The sequence below is a fragment of the Enterococcus sp. FDAARGOS_553 genome (assembly GCF_003812305.1).
GTDB lineage: Bacteria > Bacillota > Bacilli > Lactobacillales > Enterococcaceae > Enterococcus_D > Enterococcus_D gallinarum.
In genome coordinates this window covers 3,012,235-3,028,321 of sequence record NZ_CP033740.1, presented here as the reverse complement: position 1 = coordinate 3,028,321, position 16,087 = coordinate 3,012,235, and the positions used below count along the sequence as shown (strand labels likewise).

General features: G+C 39.7%; 14 protein-coding genes. 7 read left to right on the top strand and 7 right to left on the bottom strand.

From position 1 onward, the window contains the following. The first annotated feature begins 44 nt into the window (after positions 1-44). The 4 genes from EGX73_RS14965 to EGX73_RS14950 all read left to right on the top strand — a co-directional run bounded on the left by EGX73_RS14965 (position 45) and on the right by EGX73_RS14950 (position 2,920). Complete coding sequence (locus EGX73_RS14965; protein ID WP_086269130.1) at positions 45-1,025, top strand: aldo/keto reductase; 981 nt, start codon at positions 45-47, stop codon at positions 1,023-1,025. Positions 1,026-1,067: 42 nt separating this feature from the next. Next, entirely contained in the window at positions 1,068-1,460 is a 393-nt protein-coding gene (locus EGX73_RS14960) for a MerR family transcriptional regulator (protein ID WP_003126151.1), read from the top strand. Between the two features lie 145 nt (positions 1,461-1,605). Then, entirely contained in the window at positions 1,606-1,962 is a 357-nt protein-coding gene (locus EGX73_RS14955) for a hypothetical protein (RefSeq protein ID WP_156137050.1), read from the top strand. 316 nt (positions 1,963-2,278) lie between these two features. After that, on the top strand, positions 2,279-2,920 hold the full coding sequence (locus tag EGX73_RS14950; protein WP_003126154.1) for a YitT family protein: 642 nt from the start codon (positions 2,279-2,281) through the stop codon (positions 2,918-2,920). A 163-nt stretch (positions 2,921-3,083) separates the two neighbouring features. Here the strand turns inward: EGX73_RS14950 and EGX73_RS14945 are convergent, their stop codons facing one another. Genes EGX73_RS14945 through EGX73_RS14930 form a run of 4 tightly spaced genes read right to left on the bottom strand, consistent with a single transcriptional unit; the run spans position 3,084 to position 6,161 of the window. Next, positions 3,084-3,848: an ABC transporter permease subunit gene (locus EGX73_RS14945; protein WP_003126156.1), complete on the bottom strand. Its 765-nt coding sequence runs from the start codon at positions 3,846-3,848 to the stop codon at positions 3,084-3,086. Continuing rightward, complete coding sequence (locus EGX73_RS14940) at positions 3,845-4,753, bottom strand: ABC transporter ATP-binding protein (RefSeq protein WP_029486674.1); 909 nt, start codon at positions 4,751-4,753, stop codon at positions 3,845-3,847. Before EGX73_RS14940 ends, EGX73_RS14945 begins: the two co-directional genes overlap by 4 nt. Then, positions 4,750-4,971: a PLD nuclease N-terminal domain-containing protein gene (locus tag EGX73_RS14935; protein ID WP_003126159.1), complete on the bottom strand. Its 222-nt coding sequence runs from the start codon at positions 4,969-4,971 to the stop codon at positions 4,750-4,752. Before EGX73_RS14935 ends, EGX73_RS14940 begins: the two co-directional genes overlap by 4 nt. After that, complete coding sequence (locus tag EGX73_RS14930) at positions 4,968-6,161, bottom strand: helix-turn-helix domain-containing protein (RefSeq protein ID WP_041119647.1); 1,194 nt, start codon at positions 6,159-6,161, stop codon at positions 4,968-4,970. The genes EGX73_RS14935 and EGX73_RS14930 overlap by 4 nt, the downstream gene beginning before the upstream one ends. A gap of 184 nt (positions 6,162-6,345) precedes the next feature. Between EGX73_RS14930 and EGX73_RS14925 the strand changes: the two genes are divergently transcribed. Further along, positions 6,346-7,506 (top strand): glycerate kinase, encoded by a 1,161-nt coding sequence (locus tag EGX73_RS14925; RefSeq protein WP_003126161.1) that lies wholly within the window; start codon positions 6,346-6,348, stop codon positions 7,504-7,506. Positions 7,507-7,629: 123 nt separating this feature from the next. Beyond that, on the top strand, positions 7,630-10,194 hold the full coding sequence (locus tag EGX73_RS14920; protein ID WP_123867041.1) for an HAD-IC family P-type ATPase: 2,565 nt from the start codon (positions 7,630-7,632) through the stop codon (positions 10,192-10,194). Between the two features lies 1 nt (position 10,195). On the opposite strand, the gene EGX73_RS14915 is transcribed toward EGX73_RS14920, so the two are convergent. Together EGX73_RS14915 and EGX73_RS14910 are read right to left on the bottom strand one after the other, a co-directional pair. Continuing rightward, positions 10,196-11,650 carry a helix-turn-helix domain-containing protein gene (locus EGX73_RS14915; protein ID WP_021149954.1) on the bottom strand — a complete coding sequence of 485 codons (1,455 nt, stop codon included), beginning with the start codon at positions 11,648-11,650 and terminating at the stop codon, positions 10,196-10,198. Between the two features lie 204 nt (positions 11,651-11,854). Beyond that, on the bottom strand, positions 11,855-12,727 hold the full coding sequence (locus tag EGX73_RS14910; protein ID WP_005471117.1) for an AraC family transcriptional regulator: 873 nt from the start codon (positions 12,725-12,727) through the stop codon (positions 11,855-11,857). A 269-nt stretch (positions 12,728-12,996) separates the two neighbouring features. Between EGX73_RS14910 and bsh the strand changes: the two genes are divergently transcribed. Continuing rightward, positions 12,997-13,971 carry a choloylglycine hydrolase gene (gene bsh, locus EGX73_RS14905; RefSeq protein WP_003126166.1) on the top strand — a complete coding sequence of 325 codons (975 nt, stop codon included), beginning with the start codon at positions 12,997-12,999 and terminating at the stop codon, positions 13,969-13,971. Positions 13,972-14,664: 693 nt separating this feature from the next. Here bsh and EGX73_RS14895 read toward each other — a convergent pair. Further along, on the bottom strand, positions 14,665-15,945 hold the full coding sequence (locus EGX73_RS14895) for a Y-family DNA polymerase (protein WP_005471119.1): 1,281 nt from the start codon (positions 15,943-15,945) through the stop codon (positions 14,665-14,667). Positions 15,946-16,087: the final 142 nt, after the last annotated feature.

The window sequence follows — 16,087 nt, the reverse complement described above, 5'->3', positions numbered from 1 at the left end:
TCGAAGGCGTATGCTAGAAGTATCAATCTTAAGGAGGAACGACAATGGATTATGTAAAATTTGGACATACTGGATTAGAAGTCTCCCCCCTTTGTTTAGGGGCAATGGGCTTTGGTGATCCGAAAAGCGGCTTTCATGAATGGGTATTGGAAGAAACGGAAAGTCGAGAAGTCATCAAAAAAGCCCTTGATCTAGGAATCAATTTTTTTGACACAGCGAATATCTATTCCTATGGTGCCAGCGAAGAAATATTGGGAAAAGCGTTGAATGATTTTGCCTCACGAGATGAAATCGTCGTCGCAACCAAGCTCTATTCTAAAATGAAAAAAGCCCCCAATAGCGGTGGGCTTTCACGCAAAGCGATCTTTTTTGAAATTGAACAAAGTTTAGAACGATTACAAATGGACTATGTAGACCTCTACATTATTCATCGCTGGGATTATACAACACCGATCGAAGAAACGATGGAAGCACTTCACGATTTAGTGAAAACAGGGAAAGTTCGCTATATTGGTGCCTCAGCAATGTACGCTTGGCAATTTGCCAAAGCACAGGCGGTTGCAGATAAACATGGCTGGACCAAATTTGTTTCCATGCAAAATCATTTGAATTTATTGTATCGAGAAGAAGAGCGGGAAATGCTCCCCCTTTGTGATGATCAAAAAATTGCGATCACACCCTACAGTCCATTAGCTGCCGGTCGTTTGACTCGTGATTGGGATGCACAAACGAAACGTTTTGCGACAGATAAAACAGCACAATCAAAATATGATCAGACTAAAGAACAAGATCAATTGATCGTTCGCCGTGTGGCAGAGATTGCTGAGACACGTCAAGTCAAACGAGCACAAGTGGCCTTGGCATGGCTATTGCAAAAAGAATCAGTCGTGGCACCAATCATTGGGGCGACAAAAGAAAGTCATTTACTGGATGCTTTGCCAGCCATTGAGTTGAAGCTATCCACAGAAGAAGTTGCTTACTTAGAAGAACCTTATCTTCCGCATGCGGTTGTAGGCGCCAATTGATTTTACTAGAGAAATATCGTAGGAATAGCAGGAGGAATCTATGTGAATATCAAAAAAATAAGTGAACTTAGCGGTCTTTCTGCAGATACGATCCGCTACTATGAAAAGATTGCCCTTCTACCACCAGTCAAACGCAATGCTCATGGTGTTCGAGTCTTTGATGAAGAAGATCTCAAGTGGATCGAGTTTACCAGTAAGATGAGAAAAGCAGGACTTTCGATTGAGGCTTTGTCAACCTATTTGGCGTTATTTCGTGAAGGGAGTCAGACAGTTCCTCAAAGAAAACAATTGCTAGCAGAGCAAATCGCAGCGTTGCATGAACGAATTGCAACCATGACAGAAGCGGTAGAACGATTGGAATACAAATTGGAACATTATGATGACCACATCATTCCTGCTGAAGCTCGGTTACGCAAAGAAACGTTTACGAATTAATTTTGCAATTACACGTAATCCCTTTTAGGATACAGCCGAAATAGGAAAGAAATCGTATGACAAAAGTAATGATTTTCGGTACCCAAGATCTTCTTCTGTTATCAGAAAACAATTATTAGCGAGAGACGAGACGCTTGTTTTGTACGTGCCAAAAAAGAATCAGACGACATTGCTTGATCCTCAACGAGAAAGCATGTTTCAAGGTGATTTACTAGATCTAGGCAGGATCTTGCGAGGAATGATTGGTTGTGAAATCGTTTACCTTTGTGAGATGCCTGAGCCACAAGTCACCTGGCGAATCATAGAAGCGATGAAACTACTTGACTTAACCCGAATCATTTGCCTGGTGAAACCAGAGGAAAGCTTCCTGTCAGATCAAATCCCGGAAACAAAAACGACGCACAAGAAAGCTCGAAGCAGTCAAATGACATTATCTATTCGGATGATTGAAGAAGCGATGTGTGACTATACGATTTTGCATCTTCCTGCTTTTTTTGCATGAGTGTTCACCTGAATCTGATCTGCAAACGAGCAAGGACAATCAGATAAGAGAAGTCGAATTACAAGTAGCAGATCTACTTGCGCAAATCAGTGAGCAGCCAACCTTCTTGGCTAAGAGAACTTTGTTTATTTCGAATCATTTGTTATAAAAAAATCCGTTGAATTAAATAAAGGTTGTCGTTTTAGCGATTACCAGAAGAGTCAAATTTTTCATAGCGACATGAAAAATTTGACTCTTCTTTCTGCTGCTTTTTTTGTTAAAATTGCAGCAATATCAAGAAGATCAATAGATTGAAATACAGAAAGGAAACAGGTGGATGACTATCAAACGAATAGGCTTGATTTCATTAGGGGTGTTATGGATCTGTATTGCATTGAACTTCTTTCTTTTACCTCACAGCATTGCCTCGGCCGGGGTGGGCTCAATCGGGTATCTTATAGAAACAGGATTAGCCATTGATCGCCATCTGATTGTCTGGGGAATCAACTTGATTATGTTAGGACTAGCGTTTCTTTTTTTAGAGCGGAAAGTCTTTATCAATACCGTCTTTGGAAGCCTGTTGTTTCCTGTCATATTAGCATGGATTCCTGAATGGATGGTTTGGGAATTTTACCCAGCCTCTTTGATTCTAGGAAGCTTCTTCTTTAGCTTAGGGATATTTACCCTTTACTGTATCGGTGCATCCAATGGGGGAGTCACGATCCCACCGTTGATTTTTGAAAAATATTTCGGCATAAAAAAAGCAGTCGGGATCTTCTTGACCAATACAACGATCATTGTTTTGAACTTTCTGGTCTTTGGACTGAGAGAAGCGATCATTTCTGCTTGCTCGATCTATCTCATTGCTTTCTTTATGAATATCTTGCTCAAAGGGCAGCGTCAATTTGTCAAAAGAAAGGAAGCAAAGGAGTCCACACTTGCATCCGCTCCTGTCAAAGAAAAAAGAACGGCTGGATGAGGGAACCTCTCTTCGATTCCCTTTGTTGATAATCGCGTTCGCGAAGAGAGATTGAGATTACTGTCGGGACTAAAAAATATCACTTATTCAAAATAACAGCCTCTCTGACATCAATTGTCAGAGAGGCTGTTATTTACTACTTCCCAGAAATAATCAAATTAGTCTAAAGCTTTCTTTTTTGAAAAATCGAACGACTAATGATTAATGACAAAAACGATCCGACTACAGCTATCAGAACAGCTGGTAAGAAGTCCATCAGCTCTGAATTTCCTTGAATATAAGCAATTGTCTGGCTGGACAATGAATAAGGATTGATCTTTTGGAGAGATTCAAAGAGACTGCCCAATACGCCAATACCATAAAAAGCAGCTAAAAAGAGTAAGACTTGGTAAACATTTTTAGCAAATGCGGAGCTTAACAGCAGTAAGCTGATTGACAATAGCCCAAATAACCAATAACTAAAACCCGCACTGATAAGATGATGGGTCAAAGAGTCATTGAAATAAATTCTTGTATAAAGAAGACAAATGAGAAAAGCGGCAGCATAGAAAAGTGTCCAAAGGAAATAAAGATAAAGTGTTTTTGCTAAAAGAATCGTTTGTCTTGGCAATCCCTTTGTGATTAGATTGATCAGAGTTCCTTGCTCAATTTCCGCACAAATCGTATCCGCAAAGAGTATCACAAAAACCAAGAGACCCAATGAACCGATATTGCCATAAAATTGCATCCACGAATCGACAGATGTCGGCGTGGAAACAGTGATTTGGATCCCATCTGTCACCATGGAAGAAAAGATATCCGGCATTATTTTTGCCAGAAAAGGCGAGAGCATGCCCACCATCAGAAAAATCACTCCACAAATGATGATCTTTTTATTCCGCCAGCCGCCTAATACTTCTTTTCTTAAAAAAACTGTTAGCTGCGTCATTTAACTACCTCCAAATAGATTTTTTCTAGCGAGGATTCATTTTTTTGGAAGAGTAAGGGGACCAATTCATTTTCAGCCATGAGTTGCAGCACTTTTTGGCCTTGTTGAAAAGTTTGATTTTCTGGAATAATCAGTTGATGTTTTTCCCTCGTCCAATTAATCGCCGCACCTTTCGCGAGCTGACAGAAATGCTCTGTTTCTTGTGAGCTGGCAAATTGAAGAAGATAATCTTCTTGGCGAAATTGTGTCTTTAATTCTTCCATTTCACCAAAGAGTTTGATCTTTCCCTGATGTAAAATCGCCACGTAATCCGAAATTTGTTCAACATCCGATAAAATATGTGAAGAAAAAAGAACTGTCGTTTCTTGTTTGATGGCAAGTAAAAGATCTAGAAAGGCTTTGCGTCCCAGCGGGTCCAGCGCAGAAGTCGGCTCATCACAAATCAATATTTCTGGTTTTGACAATAAAGCTTGTGCAAGACCCAGCCGTTGCCTCATCCCCCGTGAGTAGCTGCTGATTTTTTTGGTGTTTTTTTCAAGATTGACCAGCTGAAGAATCTCATCGATTCGGCTAGTCAGCTGTTTGCCAAGACCGCTTATTTTTCCGCAAAAATTCAGGTATTCTGTTGCGGTCATGAAAGAATAGAATTGGGGAACATCCGGTAAGTAGCCTATCTTACGGTTTGTTTGAGCATTTCCATAGACAACTGGCTCATCGCAGACCGTGATCTGCCCACTATCTGACTTTAGCAAGCCTAAAATCAGCTTCATCGTTGTTGTTTTACCAGCACCATTTTCCCCGACAAAGCCGACAACACTCCCTTTGGGAACGACAAAAGAAATGGCATCTAGAATTTTTCTTTCGCCAAAAGACTTAGATAATTGATTGATCTCAATGACGTTCATTCTTTTTCTCCTTTCCCAAAAGTGAAATACAAAATTGGTCCAATAATACTAATCAAACAAGAAACAAGTATCCATAACGTGCGGTTGCCGAATTTAAAGTGTTTCTGTTTAACGATATCTAAAACAGCAACAAGTATCAACCCGAATTGCAAAAGTGCTAATGGGATCAGAATGGGTAGATAGTCACCAATATTTTCTGGAATGCTCGTGGTCATCATCGTGTTTCCTCCTTTCCATGAGTGTCATCTGCAGTATGGGCGGCTACTGCTTGCAAGCGCTGGAATAATTCTGTAAATGATTGTTGATCTTTGAAGGGCTGCAATAGGGGTGATTCAAGAATCAGCCCTGTCAATTGTTTTTTTACCATATTAGAACTACGGGGCATCTGATTTCCAAGTTCCAACTCATCAATCCAACTTTCGATCTGATCAAAGTACGCATCACCATGAAGGAGATAAGGATCTTCTGTTTTTTCCAGCAATGAGACATAACGAGTCAAAGCGCAAAGCAAGCGGGCACTATTGCCTTGTACAGCAAAAGTGGTCAAACAGGCAGCCAAAAAATTGAGCATAATGACTGGATGTAGTCTGGATAAGTCAAATGTTTCACAAAAGGCCAGCCCTCGTTGGTAAGTTGCTTCCATAGCTTGGGGTTTTTTGGTCAGCAAAAGCGTGTAGTTAGTCAACAGACTGAGTAAAACTGTGACATATTGATAAATGGCACTTTGAAGAACAGTTTCTGCGGCTGAGCCATCTGCCATTTGTTGGTGCGCAGCTGCAATCAAAGATTCCACTGGCAAGAAAACGGGTGTCTTATTTCCTAATACACCTAAAATGTCCTCTGCCTGACCAAGCATAAGCATTGAATAGGCTTCATAATAGCTAGCTTGTTGCAGGAGGTCAGCGGAACCGTTAGTTTTGACTAATTCAAATAATTTAACCGCCTCTTGTAAGTAATACTTTCGTTGATCCTCAACAGTTTTCTCATTATTTGGTACTTGTTCTGTCCTAGTAACTTGAGCTGGAATAGGCAACAGATCCCAATGATTCAGATAAAAAAGTCCCATCTGCATCAGAAATGGATAGCAGGAATAATAACGGCGAATGAATCCTCTCAGCATAAGTAACACGTCATCAGCGGATTTAGTTTCAAACGAGTCTTTCAACAACTGGTAAATCCGCTTGATTTCTTGAGTTGTTAGCTGAGAATTGATCACTAAAAGATCATCGACGCTGCAATCAAAGAAAGCAGCCAAGAGTGGCAACAATGTAATATCTGGATAAGATTGGCCCGTCTCCCATTTAGAAACCGAGGCCTTAGAAACACTCATAAAATCAGCTAGCTCTGTTTGAGTGATTTGTTTGTCCTTTCTTCTCTTAGCTATTTCCTGTCCAATTGGTAATTCCATGACGCACCTCCATTGAATTGGCTAACTTTATTGTAGAACAGGAAAGAGAGGAGCACAATGGAGAACAAGTTAACTTTTGATTGATAAAGTTAACCATGGGTTGATAAAGAGTAGCAACACTCTTTTTTCTTGTTGTAAGACGTATTTCAGTGTTTAATGAAAGAAAACGAGGTGAGGGTTCGATATGAAAGTGATAGCAATGATTGACTCATTTAAAGGGAGTGCTACCTCGGAAGAATTAAATCAGGCAGCACTTAAAGGGTTTCCAGTACAATGGGAAAAAGAATCAATCCCCATCGCAGATGGTGGAGAAGGAACAATGGCTGCGTTATTTGCTGCCTATGGAGGACAGTATAAATCCGTAACAAGTGTCGGTCCCCTAGGAGAAGAACGAGTAGTTTCGTATTTACTGACAACAATCAATCAAAAGCGAATAGCGATTATTGAATGTGCAGCAATCATCGGTATCCAATTACTTGATCCTTCAGATCAAACAACCAGACAGGCTAGTTCCTACGGGCTAGGTCTTTTGATCGCAGATGCAATCAATGAAAAAGTAGCACAGATCTATGTAACGTTAGGTGGCAGTGCAACAACAGATGGCGGACTGGGTTTACTGGAAGCATTAGGTGCGGAACTAATGTATCAACCTGCGGCAGATGCGCGCAATCCTTTGTTGACCATAAATTATTTTTCGATAACAGCAGTGCAGAAACTGCTTTCTGGTATCGAACTGTTGGTTTTAGCAGATGTAACTAATCCTTATACTGGAGCTGAAGGATTTGCAACTACTTTCGGACCTCAGAAAGGTGCTTTACCTCAAACGGTACAGGTATTGGAGCAGCAAGCAAAAAAAGTAGCGTATTTCGTGCAGCAAGAATACCAAATTGATTTAAATGGGATCGCTGGAACGGGTGCTGCTGGAGGTATCGGCGGTGCGACGGTCTTACTAGGGGGACAGATCTGTCCTGGATTTATGACCATTGCGAAACTGTTGAAATTAGAGACTAGAATCAGTGATGCTACGTTGATCATCACCGGTGAAGGCCGTTTTGACCGTCAAACTGCAGCCGGAAAAGTGCCATTAGGTGTGGCCAAAATCGCACAGCCCCATGCTATTCCAGTTGTTGCATTGTGTGGGCAAAGGGAGCCTGATCTAGGAGAGATCGGTCAGTATTTTGCTGGTATTTTCAGTATTCAACCAGGCCCACTTCTTCTTGATGAAGCAATGAAAAAAAGTGTAACGCTCGCAAATATGGCAGAAACCGCACAGGCTATCGCGATGTTTCATGAAAAAATCACAAGAGCGAATCATGGTGATGGTGGAGGAAATGGATCTTTCTAATAGAGCATTTTTTTAATGGGCATTTTTTTCATATTAGACTGAAATAATCGACCGTTTATTTTTAAGAATCCCCCCTATACTTATAGACAAGCGAAAGCTAAAAAGACATTAGGGGGAATGACAATGAAGTGGTATCAAATTTCAAAAGAACAATTGATGAAGCAGCTACAGTCCGATCGTCAGGGACTTTCAAATAAAGAACGTCAGGCACGGTTAGAAGCAGATGGTGCAAATCGCATTGCAGAAAAAGTTCAAATCAAAACTTGGCAAAAAATCGCAAAACATTTTACGGATTTGTTGATGATCGTGTTGATGGTTGCTGCAGCTTTAAAGGCTGTTACAGGTGATTATGTAGAAAGTGGCATCATTCTTCTAGTTGTTATCATCAACGGCATTGTGGGTTACTGGCAGGAACGAAAAGCGGAAGAATCTTTGGACGGCTTAAAACAAATGATGGGCCAAGAAGCCGTAGTCATTGTGGAAGGACTGCAGCAAACTGTTGCCGCAGAGTCGATCGTTCAAGGAGATTTAGTCTCATTGAAGGCGGGCGATGTCGTACCAGCGGATATGCGATTGATCGAAAATCATGGATTGGTCGTAGAAGAGTCGATCTTAACTGGAGAATCTGAGCCAGTCAAGAAAACAGAACACGTCATCACAGAAAACAGTATTATTGGAGATCAAAAGAACATGGTCTTCTCTGGTACACGTGTTCAAAGTGGGTCAGCTATCGGTGTGGTAGTAGCAACTGGCGACGAGACAGAAATCGGTAAGATCAATCAAGCTTTGCAGTCAGTGAAATCACAAGAGACACCGTTGGTAAAGAAAATGCATCAGTTGAACAAGCAGATTTTTCGCGGTATTGTCGCGCTGATTCTCTTCTTAATTTTCTTTACCGCATTCCGGTATGGTCTAGAACTAAACGTGTTGTTTTCCTCAGTGATCGCGTTAATCGTAGCAATGGTTCCGGAAGGATTACCAGCTGTTTTAACCATGATTTTGTCAATGGGTGTCAAAGAAATGGCAGATCAGCAAGCAATCATCAAGACGATGCCGTCGGTGGAAACGCTTGGTGCAATGACAGTCATTTGTTCGGACAAAACAGGAACGTTGACAAAAAATGAAATGACCGTTGTAGATACTGTCACTGTAACCGAAAAAGAGCAAGCGCTCATGTACGATATCATGGCAAATTGTCAAGATCTGAAACAAGATAGTTCTCAGCGGGCAGCAGATTTGCAAGGTAATCCTACTGAGCGGGCGCTGCTGCAGTTTGTGGAGACTCAGGAATTACCCTTGCAACAAGTTGCAGCAAAAATTCCTTTTAGCTCTACTTACAAGTACATGGCAACTTTGCATCCTTTGCAAGAGGATCAATCAATCTTATATGTAAAAGGCGCTCCAGAAGTTTTGCTAAATAAAAGTCAGCTATCAGAAGATCAAGTATCCTATTGGCAGCAAGCGGCTTCTGAGCTAGCACAGAAAGGACAGCGGGTCTTAGGGTTCGCATACAAGACAGTTCCAGCATCCAGTCAAGTTGCTCATGAAGAAGTCACTGATTTAGTCTTCATAGGTCTTGCAGGAATCATTGATCCGCCAAAAGACAGTGCAATCAAAGCAGTGAGAGAGTCCTTACAAGCGGGGATCAGAGTCAAAATGATCACAGGAGACCACAAAGAAACGGCGCCAGCCATCGGCGAGCAAGTCGGGTTGAAACATACGAAGAAAGTTCTTGAAGGATTAGATATCGACCAAATGACCGATGAGGAGTTGGCACAGCAAGTCAATCACGTGGATGTTTTTGCTCGGACGACGCCAGAGCACAAGCTACGAATTGTGACCGCTCTACAAAATAATGGTGAGATCGTAGGTATGACCGGAGACGGTGTCAATGATGCTCCCGCCTTGAAAAAAGCAGATATCGGGATCGCTATGGGGATCAAAGGAAGTGAAGTAAGCAAGCAAGCAGCCGATATGGTTTTGGCAGATGATAACTTCCATACAATCGCGAATGCAGTCAAAGAAGGGCGACGGATCTTTGACAATCTGAAAAAAACCATCAACTTCTTTTTGCCAACAGCATTAGCGCAAGGATTGATTGTCATTTTTGCTCTCTTGTTAAATCGCCCATTACCTTTGACTCCAGTTCAGATCCTCTGGGTCAATATGGTAACAACAATTACATTGTCTTATGCACTAGGATTCGAAAAAGCGAGTAAAGATGTGATGGATCGGCCGCCACGTCCAGTCAATGAAGGAATTCTTTCCATGTACAGCATGTTCCGAATCGTCTATGTTTCTCTACTGATCATGATTCCTGCTTACTTTTTGTCCATGCAATTTGAAGGGCAAGCAGTCCAGCAAACGATTCTCCTGCAGAACATCGTATTAGGACAAGCAGTATACATGTTGAATTGTCGGGAGCTTTTAGAGCCAGCATTGAACAAGAGTATGTTCCAAAATCGGGCACTGTTCATTTCTCTAGGAATCTTGGTGATCTTGCAAGGAATGGTTCTGGTGTTGCCAGTTGCGCAGCAACTGATTGGGACAACTACATTGACGCTTGTACAGCATCTTAGTATCGCGGTAAATGGCTTCTTACTCTTTGCGGTGGTTGAAGTTGAAAAGCATCTAATGAAGCGGCGCGCCAATCGGCAAAATACAAAAACAACCAATGAATTAAGCTAAGTCATTGGTTGATCAGATAATAGGTTTGGATGAGCTCAGTCAATTGATTGAGCTCATTTTTAGTTGGCAGCATTGAAAGATAGAAGACTGGTAATTTGGGATCATCCAAAGGGACGTTCGAAATAATGAAGTCGTCATTTCGAGTAGTCATCCCTGCGAATTCAGCTGGTTCGACTGGGACTAATTCGATCCTAGAACCCAAATAATCACTTATTTCCTGTTGCAAGAAAACTTTCCATGCTGGTTCTCCTTGAAAGAAGAAGAAAGCTCGGGTCGTTACTGGTCGTGCCTGAAGCACAGCTTGTTGTACGAGGAGTGAAGCCATATTCAAGATATACTTAGGTTCATCGGTTACAATGGCAAATTTTGGATCTAAGATAAATTTCCGTAATCGTTCAAAAATTGCTTGATAGTTGTGTTGACGAATGTGCATCATTTCTTGATACTCTAATTGAAATTGTTCAGACAGTTTTGCGGATTCATTGAATTTTAAGACCAAAAGCAGCAAATTGTCCGCTAACTGGGTTTCAGAAAGTAGGGGAATCGCCAATTCTTGCCCAAGTTCTTGAACAAATCGCTGGACGGATTGTTTGATTTCCTGATAGGCATCTAGTGTGACAGCAATTTTGCTTGTCCACTGATTGTTGTAATTCCAACTTTCCAGAAAACAATAGAAACTAAAGAAACACTCCTCCTGATTCAAATAGACGCCTTCTTTTTGATAAACTTGCTGGAGCGACTGATGATATTGTAAAAAAAGCGGATCTAAAGGATCAAAAGCGAGTGCATTGACCCGACAATTGGCTTTGATTCGGATTGTATTGATGAAGAACCAGCAAGTGCCAAAAATTTCTTCAGAAAGAACGTCCAACTCTTGACGTTTCAGTGACTGTAAAAAGATAAGATAATGTGATTCATGAATAGCATAATCTTCAAAGAAATAATTATTGTGGGTAAAAGGCAGCAGCAGACGATGGAAGAAAACTCGAATGCTGATCTCACTACCTGACAGTTTGACTTGCTTGGCGTTCAACTGAATTCGAATATTGTATGGTTTAATGCCACGGTTGATTTTTGTAACATGACGTTTCAATGTTTCAAAAGAGATACCACTGTCATGCAAGAAAGATTGTGTTGAGATTCCTTTTGCAAAGAATAACTGTTTGATCAACATAGCGCCAATTGAAAGCGGCAAGAAGCTTTCCCATAATTGATTGGTTAGTTGGGAATCTTTTTTAAGTAAAGAAAAGCCATTACTTGTCGCTTCGATTTCCCATCCGTCAGGCAAATGCTCTCGAATATACTGAATATCTGTAAAGACAGTCCGCTCTGTAGTTTGAATCGAAGCAGCCAATGCCTTTGCCGTAATCGTTTTGTGATTGGATAACTCTTCGAGAAGCAGGATCTGCCGTAATAAATCTTTTTCTGTAATGATACTTTTCATCATTGTATCCATAGAAAGCTTCCTCTCCGATTCAGAATAAGCTGATTGGTAAAAAGTTTTCTTTTATTTTACCTCGCATTGATTCAGAATGCTATTTCTTTTTCGTATAAGAAAAGGAGGGGAGCAGGATTTTTGCTTGGATCCTTCAAGCACAGTAGTATTCCATAAGGTCTTGTGGCATCTTGAATTCTACTGTAGCTCATTTATTAACTATTCTTATTCCGAAAACGACAAGTTTTGGGGTTCCGTTGGGTAATACTGTTCACTATTAAATTCGGTTGTTTGAATATCATTGGGAACGATTTCTAAACAAAAATCATCAGCCCACAAAGTGCCTTTTCCCTGCAACAAAAACCCAAAATTTAAAACTTCAGCTTCCTGTGAGACATCTAAGACAGAAGAATAATAATTCCAATCATTTGTGCCTGTTACTGGACGATTCTGCATATTATCGAACGCTAATTGTTCAAAATTTTTGCCATCAATTCTCAACCAAATTCCTCCCCAACCTTCAATTGATTCTGATTTTAGGTATGCGCTTAATCGCACACGTTGATTAATGTAATTTTTTGCACTCACTTGTTGCATAACAGTTGCAAAATTCTCTGTGTATAAGCTCTCTGTTTGGCTCATTTTTACTGACTGATTTCCACTATGAAAATTCATTTGATCAATTGTCACTTCATATTTGTCAAAATTATTTCCAGAAAGCAACCAGCCATTTATTTTTGTCTCACACATTTTTTGATTCCCCCTAAAAAAGTTTTTAAATTGGATTCTATATTGTCGAGGAGGGAGTTGATAATAGGACTTAAAAACTCTGGAAAACGCCTCTTGTGAGGAAAAACCGCTGATCAGAGCAATTTCGATAATCTTCAATTCGCTCTTCAAAAGTAGTAGGGAAGCATGGGCCATACGTCTTTTTTGAAGATATTTATATACTCCCATGCCCAGTTGTTTTTTAAATACACGCTGAAAATGAAATTCTGACATGCCGGCTTTTTTTGCAATTTCTTTTGAGGAGAGATCGCCAGTCAAATTATTTTCAATGTAGAGTAATGCCAGTTGAATGTCTTTTGTATAATCCATAATCACCTCACTGCCTCCTTGTATGTAGAATACATCTTTTATTGGAAGGTTTTTTGATAATTAATGCTTTTTTACGATAGGTATGAAATCTAGTGTAACAACGATAAGTTTTATTGAAAAGTACGAATAGAGTACTTGTTAACGTTCATTTTCCTAGAGATGATTATAACCAATAAAAGAACTGAGTTCGAGACACAATCATTTCTTTTGAAAAAAAAGTGAATAGGAGTAAAATATAAGTGAAAAAAAGAACATTAGGAGGAAAAAATATGTGTACATCAATTACTTATTCAACGCGAGATCACTATTTTGGTAGAAACTTTGATTATGAGCTGTCTTATGAAGAAGTAGTCACGATTACTCCTAGGAACTATAAGCTGTCTTTTCGAAAAGTTGGTGAGTTATCACAGCATTATGCGATGATCGGGATTGCTGCTGGTATAGCGGATTATCCGCTGTATTATGATGCTACCAATGAAAAAGGTTTAAGCATGGCTGGGTTAAATTTTGCTGGTTTTGCAGATTACAAAGAACCGGTTGAGAATAAAGACAATGTCACACCATTTGAATTCATTCCCTGGATATTAGGGCAATGCAGCACAGTAGCTGAAGCAAAAGAATTGTTGAATAAAATCAATTTGGTTAATATCAATTTTAGCGAAAATCTTCCGCTGTCGCCTTTACACTGGTTATTAGCGGATAAAGAGTCTTCAATCGTTGTAGAAAGTATGAAAGACGGACTTCATATCTATGATAATCCTGTTGGTGTCCTAACGAACAATCCTTCTTTTGACTATCATTTGTTTAATTTAAATAACTATCGTTCTTTATCTAGTAAAACGCCAACCAATACCTTCTCAGATGCAATCGAATTGAATGAGTATAGTCGAGGAATGGGCGGAATTGGGTTGCCTGGGGATTTGTCCTCGATGTCTCGATTTGTGAAGGCTGCATTCACAAAACTGAATTCTGTATCTGGTGATTCAGAATCAGAAAGTATCAGCCAATTTTTCCATATTTTAGGGTCTGTCGAACAGCAAAAAGGATTATGTGATGTGGGAGACGGGAAATATGAATATACCATTTATTCTTCTTGCTGCAATGTCGACAAAGGGATTTATTACTATCGGACCTATGAAAATAGTCAAATCGTCGCCGTAGATATGCATAAAGAAGACCTAGACAGTGAAAAACTGATTAGTTATCCGTTAGTTGAACAACAGCAAATACACGTTGCTAATTAATCGGTAAATAACTTTCAGAGAACAACGGTAGCGTACGTATCGCTTGGATGACGTGATCGAAAGAGAAGTTGGTTTTTATTGCTAAGAAATACGACAGAAGATGATTGATGACTAGCAGCAATGACCAACGTCTTTAGATAATTGATTTATGAATCCGTGTGTTACAGTTTTTTCGTGATAACTCGGACATTCGTGAGATGAAAAAATAAAAGAACTTGCTAGTTTGATAAGATGCACTTTTTGGTTGAACAAAGAGTGCATCTTTGATTTATATTGGGCACAAAGCAAAACAAAAACCGCTAAGGCCAAGGGTCCTTAGCGGTAAAACAACGTTTTTTGAATACGGGTTCACCTAAGTAATTTCAATTAAGGAAGTTCATGAGTTTTATCCTTCTGGATAATTGATTCGTATATTCGTGCAATTCGTTGGGCTAGCAACCAAATCAAAGAAAATGGGGTTATTGGTTTCATTACTAATAATTCATTTATAGATGGAAATGCCATGGATGGAATGCGTAAATCTTTGATAGACGAATTTTCTGCTATTTATATTTTGAACCTAAAAGGAGCCATTAGAGGGAAAACTAAAGAACAATCAAAAATTGAAGGAGGAAATATTTTTGATATCATGACGGGAGTAACAATAGTTATTTTGGTTAAAGATACATCGAAAAAACAACAAGGAATTTTACATTATTTAGATATTGGTGATGGGTTAACAAAAAATGAGAAGTTATCAAAACTAGAAGTAAATCCGTACTTTTCACGTATTTTATCGATGATTTTATCCAGTTTAATCTGCTTTATCTGCTCCTCAGCATCAGCAAATAAATCAAGCTGAATACTTGATGTGTAAATTAACTTTGAATAGGTGATACCTACATGACGGACGACTTGACCAGTATAATATTTACGAAATAAAAAAAGGCAATGTTCAACTAGCTTCTTTGTGTTATCAGTAGGTGGGACCGTCATCTGTCGTGAGAACCCTTTTTGTGTTTCTCCAAAAGCAACACCAATGTAAATGGAAACACAAGAAGTTTGGCAGTGATGTCTACGAATACGTGCAGCAACCTGTTCAGCCATCTCTTTAACAACAATCTCGATTTCATCTTGGAGATAATAATTTCTGTTTAGTACTTGGCTATTACCATAACTCTTGTCTCTCGTCTGAGGAGCTGGCTCAGAGATTATTGTTCGATCAATTCCATTAGCGTGATGATATAACTGCTCACCAATAATTCCCATTCGACTTCGCAACAAATCAGGATTAGCCTTCGCAAGTTGCTCAATCGTTTCTATACCCATTCGCTCAAGTCGTTTTTGTGTGCGTGATCCAATGCCCCAAAATTCTGTGATAGGAGAGATGTTCCAAACCTTGCTTTCCACGTCTTGATAGGTCCATTCCGCAATAAGTGATTTATTATGCTTCGATTCGTTGTCTAATGCTAGTTTGGCCAAAAGAGGATTGTCTCCAATCCCAACCGTCACGTATAGCTTTGTCGTGTCATAGACATCACGTTGAATCATCTTAGCTAGTCGCCATCGTCTTTCGCTTCGAGACAAGCTTTTGTCTGGCACAAACAAGTTCAGCGATTTAGTTACGTCCATCATTGATTCATCAATAGAGTAGAGGAGTAGATCCTCATCGGCTACATATTTTCTAAATACATTGTTTACTTTCAGATTTTCTTTTATATATAAGTTCATGCGTGGAGGGACCTTGAATAGGAGCGGATGGTTCGGTAAATTATCAGCACGAGTAACGTTTGAGATTCCCAATTTCTTTTTTGCCAATGGAGAAGCAGCAAGAACCAGTCCGTTTCCTGTATTATCAGATTGGGACATGACAACCAACATGGTCTTCATTGGGTGAAATCCACGTTGAACACATTCAACTGAAGCATAAAATGATTTTACATCAATAAAAAGAATGTCACGTTTGGGCTCAAGTTCGTATCGAAAACTTCCCATAATAGCTCACTCCTTACGGAAAGTATACGAACTTACGTTCGTTTTGTAAAGCGAACAGAAAATAAAAAAAGCTCTCTACCAAATAAGGTAGGAGCAATTTTAATGATTTTATTCATATCAAACAACCTTAGTATAAGTTCTG